A 16,459-nucleotide genomic window follows, 5' to 3' on the forward strand; every position below is an offset into this window, starting at 1 on the left:
CTCCCCCGCCCACCAGCTCGGCAGGCAGCTGAACCTCCCTCCCTCCTACCTCCTGATACACCGGGTCACGCTCAGCACGATCGGGGTGCTGTGCCAGCTCGGCGCGGCGTTCCCGGCTGCGGCCGGTCAACTTCGCGCCCGTGGTACGCAGGTGAGGGCAGCGGGCCCGGCGGACGCGTGGCCGTACGGTGGAAAGGTCGTACGACGCGGGTGTGACAGGAGGTCCCTCCCATGGCCCGAAGCTGCGTAAGGTGCTTGCAGACACGAACGGCGAAAGGCCCTAGGGGAGGGGAACCAGGAATGGACGCCAACGAGAAGGAGGCGTTCCGCGTGGGTGCCGCCGTCCGCAGGCGCCGCCGCACGCTGGGACTCACCCTCGCCAAGGTCTCCGCGCGCAGCGGGCTCTCCGTGCCCTTCCTCAGCCAGATCGAGAACGAGCGGGCCCGGCCGAGCGAACGCTCGCTCCAGCGGGTCGCCGACGCGCTGGAGACCACGGCCGTGGAGCTGCTGGCCGTGTCCGACACGGGGCGCACGGTCGACGTGGTCCGCGCCGACCCCGCCGCGGGGGCGGCCCAGGAGCCCGAGCCGCAGATCCGGGACCTGGTGCGCGGACACCACCAGCTGCACGCCATGGAGTTCACGGGCGAGCAGGAGACCGGGCGCGAGTTCCAGCACCGCAACGACGAGGTGCTGTACATCGCCGAGGGCGCGGCCGAGGTGGAGGCCGAGGGCCGGGCGTACCGGCTGGGCCGTGGCGACAGCCTGTTCCTCTCCGGGGGAGTGCCGCACCGCTGGCGTGCCACGGTGCCAGAGACCCGGATCCTGGTCGTCGCGGTCGCCGAACACGTGGACGCGACCGCCGACCCGCGGCGCCCGGAGCACTGACGCGGGCGATGCGACGGGGGCGGCCGCCGGAGTGCTGCCCTGCTGCGCCCCAGCCGGCCCGTTGCTCCGGCTGCCGACCCGTTGGCCGCCTGCCCGCCCGCCTACCGTCGTCACCCGAGTCCGGCCCGGCCTCCGCCGCCGGACTCTAAAGTGTCCGGATGACCCACACCACCCCGCCCGGCTGGTACCCGGACACCGGACGGCCCGCCACCGAGCGGTGGTGGGACGGCGCCGACTGGACCGTGCACACCCGTCCGCACGAGGCCGTTCCGCGGCAGCCCGGACCCATGCGGCCGGAGGCTGAAGGACTCGGCGCGCAGCCCGGGGGTGTCGGCCCGCAGCAGCCGCACGCCGGTTCCGGTCCGCCCCGGCCTGCGGCGCACCAGGCCGCGCCGCAGGGTTTCGGCCCGCCACCCGGGCCCGGCCCCGGGCGGGCGGGCCGGCGTGGCCCCGGCCGTCTGCCGCGTGCGGTGCCGGTCGCCGCGGCCGCGGTGGTCGCCGTCGCGGTGGCCGTGACCGTGGCGGTCACGGTGGCGGACAGGGGCGGACACGGCAGCACGGCCCACTCCCCGGCCGGCGCCCGCACACCCGTATCCGCCCCTGCCACGGCCGCCGGATCGCACAGCCCGGGGGCCAGCACGCCGTCGGCCGCCGACCCCTCGCTGCTCGTGGACGAACTGAACGGCGTCACCCTGCCCGTCCCCGACGGCTGGGAGAAGCCGACGAGCACGGTCGACGACGTGACGACCATGCGGACCGGCCACGCCTACGACTGTCCGGGCGACCCGGCCTCGTTCTGCTACCACGGCACCGTCACCTCACGTACCGCCGACCGGACCGATCTGCCCTCCGCGGAGGCCGTGGCCAAGGCCGACATCGAGGACGCCGCCGACAGCGCGTACGACCGGGATCTCGTGGGCGACCTCAACTACGACGGCATCACCTCGCACACCCGGCTCAAGTCCCGGTCCGTGACCGTCGCCGGCCGCACCGGCTATCTGGTCCTCTGGCGGGTCAGGACCGGTGCGGGGCCCGGCGGTTACGTCCAGACCGTCGCCTTTCCCTCGCCCGTCGGCTCCGAGTCGATGGTGGTGGTGCGGTTCGCCTTCGACGCCGGATCCGCAGGGCCGCCGCTCGGCCTCATGGACACCGTCACCCGCGGGATCCGCCCCATCGGTGACGCCACCGGCGGTGGCGTGGGCAGCAGCATCGGCCACTGACCGGCGCGGCAGGCCCTACGCAGCACATCGGCCACTGACCGGCCGGGCAGCCCTACAGGAAGCCGGGCAGGAGCCGGGCAGGCCCCCTACAGGAAGGTGTGCCCCTCACCGCGGTACGTCGGCGCCGTGCCGGTCACCCGGTCGCCCTCGACCAGCTGGAGTGCGTCGAACCGCTCGCACAGCTCACCCGCCTTGGCATGCCGGAACCACACCTTGTCCCCGATCAGCAGATCGTCGGCGGGCGAGCCCAGCAGTGGCGTCTGGACCTCACCCGGCCCCTCCTGCGGGTCGTACCGGAGGCCCTCGGGAAGGTACGGAACCGGCAGCCGGTCCGGGCCCGCCGCCCCCGACGCCGGGTAGCCGCCGCCGAGCACGGTCACCACACCCACACCCGGCCTGCGCACCACCGGCAGGGCGAAGAGGGCCGCCGGACGCCCGCTGAAGGAGGTGTAGTTGTCGAAGAGCCGCGGCACATAGAGGCCGGAACCCGCCGCGATCTCGGTCACCGCGTCCTCGGCCGCCGTGTGCTGGACACTGCCGGTCCCACCGCCGTTGACGAACTCCAGATCCGGCGCCACCGCCCGCACCGCGCGCACCACGGCGGCCCGCCGGACCGCCAGCTCCCTGCGGGCCGCCGACTGCATCAGCCGCACCGCCCGGGAGCGCAGCGGGCGTCCGGCGACGGAGTCGCCCACCCCCGCGACATGCCCCTCGTACGCCATGAGACCCACCAGCCGGAACCCCGGACGGCGCGCCACCGACCGGGCCAGCTCGGCCAGTTGGGCCGGGTCGCGCAGCGGCGACCTGAGCGCCCCGATCCGTACCCGCCCGCCGAGCATCCGCAGTGAGGTGTCCAGTTCCAGACAGACCTGGATCTCCTCGCGGCCGCCGTCCCTGGCGCCGTCGATCAGCTCCAGCTGGGCCGGGTCGTCGACCATCACGGTCACGGCGGCGGCGAGCTTGGGGTCGCCCGCGAGCTCCGCGTAGCCCGCGCGGTCGGCCGACGGGTAGGCGAGCAGCACGTCGTCGAAGCCGGACCGGGCCAGCCACAGCGACTCCGCCAGGGTGAAGGACATCAGCCCGGCGAACCCGTCCCGTGCCAGCACCCGTTCCAGCAGTGCCCGGCAGCGTACGGACTTGCTGGCCACCCGGATCGGTTTGCCGGCCGCGCGGCGGACCAGGTCGTCGGCGTTCGCGTCGAAGGCTTCGAGGTCGACGATGGCCAGCGGGGCATCGAGAGCGGCGGTGGCCCGGTCGTACCGGGTCCGGTCAGCAGCACGGGGCGTCATGGCGGAAGCCTGCCAGACATGATTACCGGAGGGTAGGGGGATGTTCTGGGCAGATGCCGCGTGCGCACCGTCCGGGTCCCGCAGGCCGCCTGCCAGCCCGTAGAGTGACCGACGGACCCGCCGGGAAGGCGAATTCGGGCGGACGCACAGGGGGGCGGATGAGTACCGGAGCGCGACGTGCCCCCTTCCCGTCCTTCCCGGCCCACCCGAAGGAGCCGCCGCCCGCGCGGCCCGGCCCGGGGAAGCCCCCGTCCGAGGCTCCGACCGAGACGACCACCCGGCTGCGGCCCGTCGCCGCCGCACCCGAGTCCGCCGAGTCCCCTGCTCCTGCTGCCTCTTCGCAGCCCGGCGGGGCGCCCGCTGGATCTCCGGCCGGGCCGATCGCGGCTTCCGCCCCCGCGCCGCCTCTCCCGCCTGCCGCCGCACCGGCCGTCCCGCCTGTTCTACCTGCCGGAGCCCCGCCTGTTCCGCCTGCCGGCGTCCCGCCGCGGCCGACCGCCCCACCGCCCGCGTTCCCGCCCCGGCCCACCACGGCGCCCCCAGTGCTCCCGTCACGGCCCGCCGCCGCGCCGCCTGCCGTCCCGCCCCGGCCCGCCGTGCCCCCGGCCGTCCGTCGCAGACCGGTCGGCGCTGTCGATCTCACCCCGCGGCCCGGCGCGGGGCCCCCGGCCGCGCACCCGCAGCCGCCTGCGGCCACGGCCGAGACGCCTGTGGGGACCACCACCCGGCTGCGGCCGGTCCCGGCCCGGCACCCCGCCAGGGCCGCCGCCGCAGCGGCCGCCGTGGTCCTGGGGCTCGGGCTGATCGGGGGCGCGGCGGCCGGGAGCGCGCTCAGCGGCGACAGCGCGGCGGCCGGTCCCGGCGACGGGTTCAGCGCAGCCCGTGCCCTGTGGCACAGCACCCCCGTCGACACCCTCTTCCCGCCGACGCTCAAGGGCACCGGAGCGGGCCCCGGCGGCGCCGACCGCACGTGGACCAGGGTGGGCGTCGCCCCGGACAGCACCTGCACAGGACGGCTCGACCCCATGCTGCTGCGGGCGCTCCAGCCGGTGGGCTGCGACAGGCTGGTGCGTGCGACGTACACCGATGCCACCAGCAGCAGTGTGACCACGGTCGGGATGGTCTTCACCGAGGCGGATCCGGAGGCGATGACCGCTCTGCACCGCCGGTTCACCGACGAGGGGCTCGGCCGGCGCACCGATCTGATGCCCGGCACTTACCCGGTGAAGTCCACACCTGCCGCTTCCTTCGGCGACCGGCAGCGGGCGAGCTGGACGGTGAGCGTCCTGACGGACGCGCCGGTCGTCGTGTACGCGGTATCGGGGTTCGCCGACGGACGCCCGGTCACCGATCCACAGCCCGCCGCCGTGGCCATGGAGCAGTCGCAGACCACCGACGCGGCCCAGGCGGGACTCGGCCACGAGGCCAAGGGCATCGAGGAGCGTGTCGAACGGGCCCTGCGCAAGAACGTCGCCGCCACCACGAAGCCCTGAGCACCACGGCGCACCCGCACTACCGCGCACCCGCGCCACTGACCGCCGAACCACCGCCCCACCCGCCCGCCCGCACGGCACGGAGAAGCCCTGAACCGCACGGAGAACCACATGGGGAACCGCACGGACCACATGGGGAACCACCCGCAGAATTACCCCGAGAACCGCACGGAGGAGCACCGATGAGACGCCGGGTACCGACCGTACTCACCGCCGTGCTCAGCGCCGCGGCCTTCACCGTGCTGCCCGCCGTGCCCGCCCGCGCCGACTCCATCCGCGCCCAGCAGTGGGAGCTGGCCGCCATGCACACCCAGCAGGCATGGCGTACGAGCAAGGGCCGGGGCGTCACCGTCGCCGTGCTCGACACCGGGGTCGACAGCGCCAACCCCGACCTCGCGGGACAGGTGCTCCCCGGCAGGGACCTGATCGGCTTCGGCGCGAAGCAGGGCGACCGGTCCTGGGCCCGGCACGGCACCGCCATGGCCGGCATCATCGCCGGTCACGGCCATGGGCCCGGCCAGGCGGACGGTGTACTCGGCATCGCACCCGAGGCGCACATCCTGCCGGTCCGGGTGATCCTCGAAGGCAGCGACCCGGAGATCAAGAAGGCCCGTGCGTCGCGCGGCGGCGCCCTCGCCACCGGGATCCGCTGGGCCGCCGACCACCACGCCGATGTCATCAACCTCTCGCTCGGGGACGACAGCGCGTCCGCCCGCCCGGAGCCGGGGCAGGACGCGGCTGTCCAGTACGCGCTGTCCAAGGGCGCCGTCGTCGTCGCGTCGGCGGGCAACGGCGGCGAGGACGGCGACCACATCTCCTACCCGGCCGCCTACCCCGGGGTCATCGCGGTGACCGCCGTCGACCGTTACGGCACCCACGCCTCCTTCTCCACCCGCCGCTGGTACGCCACCGTCAGCGCCCCCGGCGTCGACGTCGTGATCGCCGACCCCGACCGTAAGTACTACGAGGGCTGGGGCACCAGCGCGGCATCCGCCTTCGTCTCGGGCGCGGTGGCACTGGTCCGGGCCAAGTACCCGGACCTCACCCCCGCGCAGATCAAGAAGCTGCTGATGGACACCGCCCGCGACGCCCCGCAGGGGGGCCGCGACGACTCCCGCGGATACGGCATGGTCGACCCGGCGGCGGCGCTCGCGGCGGCGGCGAAGCTCGCCCCGGCGCAACTCCGTACGGAGGCCGCCGGATACGGGAAGAGGTACTTCGGGCCGGGCCCGGACACCGAGCCCGGCGGCGGAGGGGCCGGTGCCTGGGCGGTCCCGCTCGCGGGCGGCGCGGGGGTGCTGCTGCTGGCCGGGGCTCTGGTGCTGTGGCGGGGAGGCGCGCCCAGGCGTCCGCGCGGCGCCGGTCCCGGCGGGTTCCGCCGGCCGCTGTGACGGCGGCCGGCACCACCGCCCCCTTCGCGCCGCCGTCTTCTTTCCCGCGCCGCCGCACCTCCACCCCGTGACCGCGATCCCCGCCGGTATGGCCGGAGCCCCCCAGCCGGGTGCGCGGTGGAGCGGTTCCGCCGGGGTACTAGGCTCAGGGCGTGGCGCTCAAGAACATCCCGGACCCCGGATTCTCCGACGACGACGGCACCGCCGACCCCCGGCTGACCGCGGCACTCGCCGCCTGGTCGCAGGAGAGGGCGGCCGAGCCGATGGTGCTCGAAGCGCTGAAGGACGCCCGGCTGCTGGTGCCGGTCGTCGCGATCCTGGGGGAGGCCGAGACCGGCGAGGACGGACTGCGCCGCGAGAAGTCCAGCGACATGGCGGTCCCGACGCTCCAGGCCGGTGACCGCAGGGCGCTCCCGGCCTTCACGTCGACCGCGTCGCTGGCCCGCTGGGACCCGCAGGCCCGCCCGGTCGCCGTACCGCTCCACCAGGCGCTCCAGGCCGCCGCCCATGAGCGTGCCGACACCCTCGTACTCGATCTGGCGGGCCCGGTCCCGTACGAGCTGAAGGGCGCCGCGCTGCTCGCGCTGGCCGAGGGGCGCACCAGCACGGATCCGCTGGACGACCCGGCCGTGGTGGAGGCGGTACGCGACGTCGTCGCCGCCCACCCGGATGTGCTCCGCGCCCATCTCGGCCCGGGGAACGCGGACGGCACCCTCGCGCTGGTCCTGGCGCCCGGCGCCGACCGGTCCGCGGCCACCGACATCGCCGCCGGGCTGGCCGCCCACGAGGTGCTCAGGGCCCGGCTGGTACGGGGGCTCGACCTGGCCCTGCTGCCCGCCGCGGCGCCCGCTCCCAACACCCCGCTCTTCGCACGCTGACCCGGCCCGCGGAGTCCCCGGGAGGCAGTCCGGGCTCTTCCGACGAATAATTGCGGAGAAATCCGACAATCTTCGTGAGGTGTGAGCTATGGAGACGACGGAGACGCGGAGGATAGCCGCGGAGTTCCTGGGGACTCTGCTGCTGGTGTTCATCGCGGTGGGATCCGTGGTGCTCGCCAGCGAGTACATCGGTGCCTTCGGCATCGCGCTCACCTTCGGCTTCACCATGCTGGCGCTCGCCTACTCGCTCGGTTCGATCTCCGGCTGCCACATCAATCCGGCCGTGACGATGGGCATGCTGCTCGCCGGGCGCATCGACGTACGCAGGGCGGTGGAGTACTGGATCGCGCAGTTCCTCGGCGCCATCGTCGGCTCCGCGCTGCTCTTCCTGCTCGCCAAGCAGGTGCCGGGCATCAAGACGGACGGCCTGTTCGGCAGCAACGGGTTCGACAGCCGCTCGGCCGTCCACATCAATCTGGGCGGCGCCTTCCTGGCGGAACTGGCACTGACCTTCGTCTACGTCTTCGTCGTCCTGGCCGTGACCCACAAGGTGGCCGTCGTGGGCTTCGACGGGCTGCCCATGGGCCTGGCGCTCGCCGGGGTCCATCTGATCGGCATCCCGCTCACCGGCACCGGGGTCAACCCGGCACGGAGCCTCGGCCCGGCCCTCTTCGCGGGCGGCGCCGCACTCTCCCAGCTGTGGCTGTTCATCGTGGCGCCGCTGATCGGCGGGGCGCTCGCGGCGTACGCGCACCGGTTCACCCACCCCGTGGGGCTCGCGCACGCGGACGTCGAGGTCTGACGGCTCAAGGTCTGACGGTTCGAGGTCCGACAGCTCCAGGTCTGAAAGCTCTCCGTCCCGCTTCCCGGCCCGGACCGGCCGCCGGTGTTCCGGCGTCCGGACCGGGCCGGGCCTTGGTCGGGTACCGGTACCCGACCAAGGCCCCTGACTCAGCCGTAGACCGGCCCCGTGTACTTCTCGCCCGGACCCTCACCCGGCTCGTCGGGCACGGCGGACGCCTCGCGGAAGGCAAGCTGGAGCGATTTCAGGCCGTCGCGCAGCGGAGCCGCGTGGAAGGAGCTGATCTCCGTGGCGCTCGCCGTGATCAGTCCGGCCAGCGCCTGGATCAGCTTCCTGGCCTCGTCGAGGTCCTTGTGCTTCTCGCCGTCCTCGGCCAGGCCCAGGTTGACGGCGGCCGAGCTCATCAGATGCACCGCGACCGTCGTGATCACCTCGACCGCGGGGACGTCCGCGATGTCACGGGTCATGGAGTCGAAGCCGGGGGCCTCGGCAGGTTCTTCGGGGGCGGGGGAGGGGGTCGCGTCGCTCATGAGGCACACGATATGCCGTGGCCCCGGCGCCCCCGCGCGGAGGCCGCAGCGCACCGGTTCGCAGCACCGGGTCCGGGGTGCTAACCTTGTGTAACGACCGGCCGGACATCTATGTGCCCGGCCCACAAGTGGAGGCTCCGATCTCCCACCTGACTGTCCTCCGGGACGGCGGGTCACCGGTCAGGCGGCGCCCATCGTTCCGTACGGACGATGGAAGCCACCCGATGTGCGCCCCGCGGCAGACGCGGCGGTGCTCCGGTATGTGAGGAGCTCCCGCCTGTGTCCCGTCCGGGGCGTTTTTCAGTTCCAGGTGCGGTTGGTCTGTCTAAACAGACGTTACGCGGCTGTCTGCCAGAGAGCCGTGTGGTGCTACCGAGGAGGATCCATCAGCGCCGAGCCCCGCATCAACGACCGGATTCGCGTTCCCGAGGTGCGACTTGTCGGACCCAGCGGCGAGCAGGTGGGCATTGTCCCGCTCGCCAAGGCCCTGGAGCTGGCACAGGAGTACGACCTCGACCTGGTCGAGGTCGCGGCGACCGCCCGTCCGCCCGTGTGCAAGCTCATGGATTACGGGAAGTTCAAGTACGAGTCGGCCATGAAGGCCCGTGAGGCGCGCAAGAACCAGGCGCACACGGTCATCAAGGAGATGAAGCTCCGGCCGAAGATCGACCCGCATGACTACGACACCAAAAAGGGTCACGTCGTGCGCTTCCTCAAGCAGGGCGACAAGGTCAAGATCACGATCATGTTCCGCGGTCGCGAGCAGTCCCGCCCCGAACTGGGCTTCCGGCTGCTCCAGCGTCTCGCTTCGGACGTCGAGGACCTCGGGTTCATCGAGTCGAACCCGAAGCAGGACGGCCGAAACATGATCATGGTGCTTGGCCCGCACAAGAAGAAGACCGAGGCCATGGCCGAGGCGCGTGAGGCCCAGGCCGCCCGTAAGGCGGAGCGTCAGGGGTCCGCGGACGAGGTCGCCGAGGCTCCGGCCGAGGCAGAGGCCGACACTCCGGCCGAGACCACCTCCGAAGCGTGACCGGACGGGCCTCCAGCCAGGCGGCCCCGGGGTTCCGCCCGGAACACATACCAACGATCTGACGCTCCCGGTCTCCGGTGCCCTGCACCGGGGGAGTGCCACTGACGAGGAGAGTACGGCGCGATGCCGAAGAACAAGACGCACAGCGGCTCCAGCAAGCGCTTCAAGATCACCGGCTCCGGCAAGGTGCTCCGTGAGCGCGCCGGCAAGCGCCACCTGCTGGAGCACAAGTCGTCCAAGAAGACGCGTTCGCTGACCGGCACCGTCGTGGTGGCCCCGGCCGACGCCAAGAAGATCAAGAAGCTTCTCGGCAAGTGACGTCGCCGCCCCCGGTGACCCCCGGGGGCGCGATGTCGGGACCGGGACCAATTCGTTTCCGGGCCGTGTGAGTTCACCCACGGCCCCGCTACAAGGAGTCAACAAGTGGCACGCGTCAAGCGGGCAGTCAACGCCCACAAGAAGCGCCGGGCAGTTCTCGAAGCGGCCAAGGGCTACCGCGGTCAGCGCTCGCGCCTGTACCGCAAGGCCAAGGAGCAGGTCACCCACTCCCTGGTCTACAACTACAACGACCGCAAGAAGCGCAAGGGCGACTTCCGTCAGCTGTGGATCCAGCGCATCAACGCCGCTGCCCGCGAGAACGGCATGACGTACAACCGCCTCATCCAGGGTCTGAAGGCCGCCAACATCGAGGTGGACCGCAAGATCCTCGCCGAGCTGGCCGTCAACGACACCAACGCGTTCGCCGCGCTGGTCGAGGTCGCGCAGAAGGCGCTCCCGAGCGACGTCAACGCGCCGAAGACCGCTGCCTGATCAGGCAAGCACTTCAGCCGGAGCCCGGCCGGCAGGACCCGCAGGCGGAATCCGCCTGCGGGTCCGCTGTGTTCGGCGGGCCGATCGTGCCTCCCTCCCCGCGGGTCGCACCGCGGACCGGCGGGGACGGACACGGGCCCGCGCGGACCGATACCGACCCGCGCGGACCGGACCGACGCAGGCCGACGCAGACCGACGCCCGGCCCCGGCCCCAGCAGCCGGACGGCCGCAGTTCCGTACGTCGATACGTGAGTAAGGTGAAACGCCGACCATGGGCACCCCCGCCGAGCTGATCTCCCCGCGTTCCCCGCGCGTCGCCGCCGCCAGGCGGCTCGCCCGGCGCAACTTCCGTACCAAGGAACGCCGGTTCATCGCCGAGGGGCCGCAGGCCGTGCGCGAGGCCGTGCACCACCGGGTCGGCGGCGAGCCGACACTCCTCGAACTGTTCACCACGGCGGAGGCCGCCGAGCGGTACGCATCCATCGTCGCCGCGGCGCACGACGCCGGGGCGCGTGTCCACCTGGCCGGCGACGACGTACTCGCCGAACTCTCCCAGACCATCACCCCGCAGGGCCTTGTCGGTGTCTGCCGCTTCCTGGACTCGCCCTTCGACGAGATCCTCGCGGCCCGCCCCCGGCTGGTGGCCGTACTCGCCCATGTACGCGACCCGGGCAACGCCGGTACGGTGCTGCGCTGCGCCGACGCGGCGGGCGCCGACGCCGTCGTCCTGACCGACGCATCCGTCGATCTGTACAACCCCAAGTCCGTGCGGGCGTCGGTCGGTTCGCACTTCCATCTGCCCGTGGCGGTCGGTGTCCCGGTCGAGCGGGCCGTCGCCGGGCTCAAGGCCGCCGGGGTGCGGATCCTCGCCGCCGACGGCGCGGGCGACGACGACCTCGACGCCGAGCTCGACGCCGGCACCATGGGCGGCCCGAGCGCCTGGGTGTTCGGCAACGAGGCGTGGGGGCTCCCCGAGGAGACCAGGGCCCTTGCCGACGCCGTCGTCCGCGTCCCCATCCACGGCCGGGCCGAGAGTCTCAATCTCGCCACGGCCGCCGCCGTCTGCCTCTACGCGTCCGCCCGTGCGCAGCGCGCTTCCGGAGGGTGCCGCTCCGTCACCTCCAGCTAGTAGGGTGACGCACTCGGGGGCCCACTGCGCTATTCGGAGAGGTGGGATACGGGGATGGCTGTCTCATCGGGCAGTGAGTCGTCGCACGGCAATGGACCACTGCCGTACGGAACCGGCGCGTCCGGCGGCCCGGACGGCCATACCGGAGCCGGGGTCGACCCCGACGAACTCCCCGACGGCCTGGTCGTCGCCGACGAGCACGGCCGGATCGTCTGCTTCAACACCGCCGCCGCACGGATCACCGCCGTACCGCGCTCCGAGGCGCTGGGCCGCCCGCTGGAGCAGGCGCTGCCCCTGGAGGACCTCAAGGGCCGCCGCTGGTGGGCCCTGACCGATCCGTACGGCGGGCTCGCCATCCGCTACGGGCAGCCCGAGCGCAATCTGCTGCTGCCCGGCGGGCGCGAGGTGCTGGTCTCCGCGCGCTACATACGGGAGCACCCCACCGGGCCCGTCCGGCGGGTGGTCGTCTCGCTGCGGGGCACCGAGGCGCGGCGCCGCACCGAGCGCAGCCACGCCGAGCTGATAGCCACCGTCGCGCACGAACTGCGCTCCCCGCTGACCTCTGTCAAAGGGTTCACGGCGACGCTGCTCGCGAAGTGGGAGCGCTTCACCGACGCACAGAAGCGGCTCATGCTGGAGACCGTCGACGCCGATGCCAACCGCGTCACCCGGCTCATCGCCGAGCTGCTCGACATCTCGCGCATCGACTCGGGCCGCCTGGAGCTGCGCCGCCAGCCCGTCGACATCGGCGCCGCCGTCAGCCGGCACATCCAGGCCCACACCGCGTCCGGCCAGGACCCCGACCGGTTCCTGGTCCGGATCCGGCAGCCGCTGCCCGATCTCTGGGCCGACCCGGACAAGATCGACCAGATCCTCGGCAACCTGCTGGAAAACGCGGTGCGCCACGGTGAGGGAACCGTCACTATCGAGGTGGCGGAAGCCGCCGCGAAGAACGACGAGAAGGGGACGGGCGTCACAGTGACCGACGAGGGCCCCGGTATCCCCGAGGAGTCGATGAGCCGCGTCTTCACCCGCTTCTGGCGGGGCAGCAAGCGCGGTGGCACCGGGCTCGGCCTGTACATCGTCAAGGGCATCGTCGAGGCGCACGGCGGGACGATCACCGTCGGCCGCGGGGCGGGTGGCGGTGCGGAGTTCCGATTTATTCTGCCCGTAGGGGCTCCGGCCTATCTGGCCTAGAGGACCTGCGGGCCACTCCGCCCCCTGGCGGCCTCTAGAATCGACCTTTGGCACGTTTGCGTCCTTGACGTCGCTGTCGGCGAGCAGGTCGCCTCAGCCAGCAATCGGAAGTACGGGAAGAGATGTCGGCACCGAACAAGTCGTACGACCCTGTTGAGGTCGAGGCACTGAAACCGGAAGAGATCGAGCGGATGCGGGACGAGGCGCTCGCCGCCTTCGCCGCCGCCGGTGATCTCGACGCGCTCGCACACGCCAAGACGGCCCACACCGGCGGCACCTCGCCGCTGGCCCTGGCCAACCGCGAGATCGGCGCGCTGCCGCCGCAGGCCAAGGCCGACGCGGGCAAGCGCGTGGGCATGGCGCGCGGCGCCGTGAACAAGGCTCTCGCGGCCCGCCAGGCGGAGCTGGAGACCGAGCGCGACGAGCGGGTCCTGGTCGAGGAGGCGGTGGACGTCACACTCCCCTACGACCGCACGCCCGCCGGCGCCCGCCACCCGCTGACCACCTTCATGGAGCGGGTCTCCGACATCTTCGTGGCCATGGGCTACGAGATCGCCGAAGGACCCGAGGTCGAGGCGGAGTGGTTCAACTTCGACGCCCTCAACTTCACGCCCGACCACCCGGCCCGGCAGATGCAGGACACCTTCTTCGTCCAGGGCCCCGAGGGCACCGAGGGCGACGAGTCCGGAGTCGTCCTGCGGACGCACACCTCGCCCGTCCAGGCCCGCACTCTGCTCGACCGTGAGCCGCCCGTCTACGTCGTCTGCCCTGGGCGGGTCTACCGCACCGACGAGCTGGACGCCACGCACACACCGGTCTTCCACCAGATCGAGCTGCTCGCCGTGGACGAGGGCCTCACCATGGCCGACCTCAAGGGCACCCTGGACCACATGGTGCAGGCGCTCTTCGGCCAGGACATGACGACCCGGCTGCGCCCGAACTACTTCCCGTTCACCGAGCCGTCCGCCGAGATGGACATGGAGTGCTACGTCTGCCGCGGCGCTTCGGTCGGCAACCCCGACCGCCCGTGCCGCACCTGCTCCAGCGAGGGCTGGATCGAGCTGGGCGGCTGCGGGATGGTCAACCCCAAGGTGCTCACCGCCTGCGGTGTGGACCCCCGGAAGTACAGCGGATTCGCCTTCGGGTTCGGCATCGAACGGATGCTGATGTTCCGCCACAACGTCGAAGACATGCGAGACATGGTCGAGGGTGACATCCGGTTCACCCGGCCGTTCGGGATGGAGATCTGATGCGGGTCCCGCTTTCCTGGCTGCGGGAGTACGTCGATCTCCCCGCCACCGAGACCGGCCGTGACGTACAGGCCAAGCTGGTCGGCGTCGGCCTGGAGGTCGAGACCGTCGAGCAGACCGGCGCGGGCCTCAAGGGTCCGCTGGTCGTCGGCGAAGTCCTGACCATCGAGGAACTGGAGGGGTTCAAGAAGCCCATCCGCTTCTGCACCGTCGACGTCGGCAGCGCCAACGGAACCGGCGCACCGCAGGAGATCGTCTGCGGCGCCCGGAACTTCTCCGTCGGCGACAAGGTCGTCGTGGTCCTGCCCGGCGCCGTGCTGCCCGGCGACTTCGCCATCGCCGCGCGCAAGACGTACGGCAAGACCTCGCACGGCATGATCTGCTCGGGCGACGAGCTGGGCATGGGGGATGACGGCAGCCACGGCATCATCGTGCTGCCGCCCGGCCACGAGCCCGGCACCGACGCCATCGCGCTGCTCCAGCTGGTCGACGAGGTGCTCGACATCGCCGTCACCCCCGACCGCGGCTACGCCCTGTCGATCCGCGGCGTCGCACGCGAGACCGCGACCGCCTACGGGCTGCCGCTGAGCGACCCGGCGCTGCTCGACGTGGCGCCGCCCAACGCGTTCGGCTACCCGGTGAAGATCGCCGACCCGCGCGGCTGCGACCGCTTCACCGCCCGTACCGTCACCGGCCTCGACCTGGAGGCCCGCACGCCGATCTGGCTCCAGCGCCGCCTCCAGAAGGCCGGAATGCGGCCGGTCTCGCTCGCCGTCGACATCACCAACTACGTGATGCTGGAGCTCGGCCAGCCGCTGCACGCCTACGACCGGGCCAGGATCGAGGGTCCGATCGGTGTGCGCAGGGCTGTGGCGGGCGAGAAGTTCACCACGCTCGACGGCACCGCCCGGGTCCTCGACGCCGGGGACCTGGTCATCACCGACGACCGCGGCCCCATCGGCCTCGCGGGTGTGATGGGCGGGGCCAACACCGAGATCGCCGACGTCACCGCCGACCCGGAGACGGGCCGGCTCAGCGGCACCACCGACGTCATCATCGAGGCCGCGCACTTCGACGCGCTCTCCATCTCGCGCACCGCACGCCGCCACAAGCTGCCGTCCGAGGCGTCCAAGCGCTTCGAGCGGGGCGTCGACCCGGAGGCGGCATCGGCCGCCGCCCAGCGGACCGTCGACCTCCTGGTGCTGCTCGCGGGCGGCACCGCCGAGACCGGGGTCACCGAGATCGTCGCGCCCTCGGCGCCGCGCACCCTCCAGATGCCGGCCGACCACCCGGACAAGGTGGCGGGCGTGGCGTACGGCAGGGAGACCGTCGTACGCCGCCTCCAGCAGGTCGGCTGCGACGTGTACGGGCAGGACGAGCTCGTCGTCACCGTGCCGTCCTGGCGCCCCGACCTCGCCTACCCCAACGACCTGGCCGAAGAGGTCATCCGTCTTGAGGGGTACGAGAACCTCCCGTCGACGCTGCCGAGGCCGCCGGCCGGCCGGGGGCTCACCGAGCGGCAGCGGCTGCACCGCAGGGTCGGCCGCGCGCTGGCCGGGGCCGGCTTCGTCGAGGCGCTGAACTACCCGTTCACCGGTGACGCCGCCTTCGACCAGCTCGGGCTGGCCGCCGACGACCCCCGCCGCACCACGGTCAAGCTGGTCAACCCGCTCTCCGACGAGGAGCCCGCGCTGCGCACCACGCTGCTGCCGGGGCTGCTCGGCGCGCTGCGGCGCAACACCGGGCGCGGCTCCCAGGACCTCGCGCTCTTCGAGACCGGTCTGGTCTTCCGGCCGACCGGCGACGAGCGGGTGCCGGAGCGGCTGCCCGTCGACCGCAGGCCCACCGACGAGGAAATCGCCGGAATCACCGCTGTGCTGCCGTGTCAGCCGCGCCACGTCGCGGCCGTCCTGGCCGGCGCCCGTGAGCAGGCCGGCTGGTGGGGCAAGGGCCGTCCGGCCGACTGGGCGGATGCCGTCGAGGCGGCCCGTACCGTCGCCCGCGAGGCCGGGGTCGAGCTGATCGTCCGGGGCGACCGGTACGAGCCGTGGCACCCGGGCCGGTGCGCCGCGCTGTATGCCGTCGTCGACGGGGCCGAAGTCCTCGCCGGGCACGCGGGCGAGCTGCATCCGCGCGTCGTCAAGGCGTTCCACCTCCCTGAGCGCAGCTGCGCCATGGAGCTGGAGCTCGATGTGCTGGAGCGGGCGGCCACCGCACTCGTCGCGCCCCGGATCTCCTCCTTCCCGGTGGCGACCCAGGATGTCGCGCTCGTCGTTCCCGCCGGGGTGCCGGCCGTGGACGTCGAGGCGGCGCTGCACGAGGGCGCCGGTGAACTCCTCGAAACGCTGCGGCTGTTCGACGTCTTCACCGGTGAGCAGATCGGTGAGGGCCGCAAGTCCCTGGCGTACGCGCTGCGCTTCCGCGCGGCCGACCGCACGCTGACCGTCGACGAGGCCACCGCCGCGCGTGACGCCGCCGTGGCGCTCGCAGCGGAGCGGACCGGGGCGGTGCTGCGCGGCGCTTGACCGCCAACTGCCGTTCCGCGCACGGGA

At 72.8% G+C, this 16,459-nt stretch carries 15 protein-coding genes; 13 read left to right on the plus strand and 2 right to left on the minus strand.

Annotation, left to right across the window (positions count from 1 at the left end; all coding sequences use genetic code 11):
• The first annotated feature begins 300 nt into the window (after nucleotides 1–300).
• Together ACWGKJ_RS28565 and ACWGKJ_RS28570 are read left to right on the plus strand one after the other, a co-directional pair.
• Nucleotides 301–885: a cupin domain-containing protein gene (locus ACWGKJ_RS28565; protein WP_385033762.1), complete on the plus strand. Its 585-nt coding sequence runs from the start codon at nucleotides 301–303 to the stop codon at nucleotides 883–885.
• A 158-nt stretch (nucleotides 886–1,043) separates the two neighbouring features.
• Nucleotides 1,044–2,105: a DUF2510 domain-containing protein gene (locus ACWGKJ_RS28570; RefSeq protein ID WP_453315854.1), complete on the plus strand. Its 1,062-nt coding sequence runs from the start codon at nucleotides 1,044–1,046 to the stop codon at nucleotides 2,103–2,105.
• Between the two features lie 86 nt (nucleotides 2,106–2,191).
• On the opposite strand, the gene ACWGKJ_RS28575 is transcribed toward ACWGKJ_RS28570, so the two are convergent.
• The gene (locus tag ACWGKJ_RS28575) at nucleotides 2,192–3,394 is read right to left on the minus strand and encodes an amino acid deaminase/aldolase (RefSeq protein ID WP_385033765.1); all 1,203 of its coding nucleotides are present in this window, start codon (nucleotides 3,392–3,394) and stop codon (nucleotides 2,192–2,194) included.
• Between the two features lie 710 nt (nucleotides 3,395–4,104).
• On the opposite strand from ACWGKJ_RS28575, the gene ACWGKJ_RS28580 reads away from it, so the two are divergent.
• The 4 genes from ACWGKJ_RS28580 to ACWGKJ_RS28595 all read left to right on the plus strand — a co-directional run bounded on the left by ACWGKJ_RS28580 (nucleotide 4,105) and on the right by ACWGKJ_RS28595 (nucleotide 7,958).
• On the plus strand, nucleotides 4,105–4,887 hold the full coding sequence (locus ACWGKJ_RS28580; RefSeq protein WP_385033768.1) for a hypothetical protein: 783 nt from the start codon (nucleotides 4,105–4,107) through the stop codon (nucleotides 4,885–4,887).
• 182 nt (nucleotides 4,888–5,069) lie between these two features.
• Complete coding sequence (gene mycP, locus ACWGKJ_RS28585) at nucleotides 5,070–6,278, plus strand: type VII secretion-associated serine protease mycosin (protein ID WP_385033771.1); 1,209 nt, start codon at nucleotides 5,070–5,072, stop codon at nucleotides 6,276–6,278.
• A gap of 152 nt (nucleotides 6,279–6,430) precedes the next feature.
• Nucleotides 6,431–7,156, plus strand: coding sequence for an SseB family protein (locus ACWGKJ_RS28590; RefSeq protein ID WP_385033774.1), 726 nt, complete (start codon nucleotides 6,431–6,433; stop codon nucleotides 7,154–7,156).
• 88 nt (nucleotides 7,157–7,244) lie between these two features.
• Nucleotides 7,245–7,958: an MIP family channel protein gene (locus ACWGKJ_RS28595; RefSeq protein ID WP_385033777.1), complete on the plus strand. Its 714-nt coding sequence runs from the start codon at nucleotides 7,245–7,247 to the stop codon at nucleotides 7,956–7,958.
• Nucleotides 7,959–8,107: 149 nt separating this feature from the next.
• Here ACWGKJ_RS28595 and ACWGKJ_RS28600 read toward each other — a convergent pair whose 3' ends face one another.
• On the minus strand, nucleotides 8,108–8,488 hold the full coding sequence (locus tag ACWGKJ_RS28600; protein WP_385029146.1) for a DUF1844 domain-containing protein: 381 nt from the start codon (nucleotides 8,486–8,488) through the stop codon (nucleotides 8,108–8,110).
• Nucleotides 8,489–8,849: 361 nt separating this feature from the next.
• On the opposite strand from ACWGKJ_RS28600, the gene infC reads away from it, so the two are divergent.
• From infC to pheT, 7 genes are all read left to right on the plus strand, one after another.
• Entirely contained in the window at nucleotides 8,850–9,521 is a 672-nt protein-coding gene (gene infC / locus ACWGKJ_RS28605) for a translation initiation factor IF-3 (protein ID WP_385029149.1), read from the plus strand.
• 123 nt (nucleotides 9,522–9,644) lie between these two features.
• Complete coding sequence (gene rpmI, locus ACWGKJ_RS28610; protein ID WP_164266672.1) at nucleotides 9,645–9,839, plus strand: 50S ribosomal protein L35; 195 nt, start codon at nucleotides 9,645–9,647, stop codon at nucleotides 9,837–9,839.
• Nucleotides 9,840–9,944: 105 nt separating this feature from the next.
• Complete coding sequence (rplT, locus tag ACWGKJ_RS28615) at nucleotides 9,945–10,331, plus strand: 50S ribosomal protein L20 (protein WP_164266673.1); 387 nt, start codon at nucleotides 9,945–9,947, stop codon at nucleotides 10,329–10,331.
• A gap of 271 nt (nucleotides 10,332–10,602) precedes the next feature.
• Nucleotides 10,603–11,460, plus strand: coding sequence for a TrmH family RNA methyltransferase (locus tag ACWGKJ_RS28620; protein WP_385029154.1), 858 nt, complete (start codon nucleotides 10,603–10,605; stop codon nucleotides 11,458–11,460).
• A gap of 54 nt (nucleotides 11,461–11,514) precedes the next feature.
• Nucleotides 11,515–12,657, plus strand: a complete 1,143-nt coding sequence (locus tag ACWGKJ_RS28625) for an ATP-binding protein (RefSeq protein WP_453315855.1) — start codon at nucleotides 11,515–11,517, stop codon at nucleotides 12,655–12,657.
• 122 nt (nucleotides 12,658–12,779) lie between these two features.
• The gene (gene pheS / locus ACWGKJ_RS28630; protein WP_385029155.1) at nucleotides 12,780–13,907 is read left to right on the plus strand and encodes a phenylalanine--tRNA ligase subunit alpha; all 1,128 of its coding nucleotides are present in this window, start codon (nucleotides 12,780–12,782) and stop codon (nucleotides 13,905–13,907) included.
• Entirely contained in the window at nucleotides 13,907–16,432 is a 2,526-nt protein-coding gene (gene pheT, locus ACWGKJ_RS28635) for a phenylalanine--tRNA ligase subunit beta (protein ID WP_385029158.1), read from the plus strand. The genes pheS and pheT overlap by 1 nt, the downstream gene beginning before the upstream one ends.
• Nucleotides 16,433–16,459: the final 27 nt, after the last annotated feature.

Source organism: Streptomyces sp. NPDC054757 (assembly GCF_053612185.1).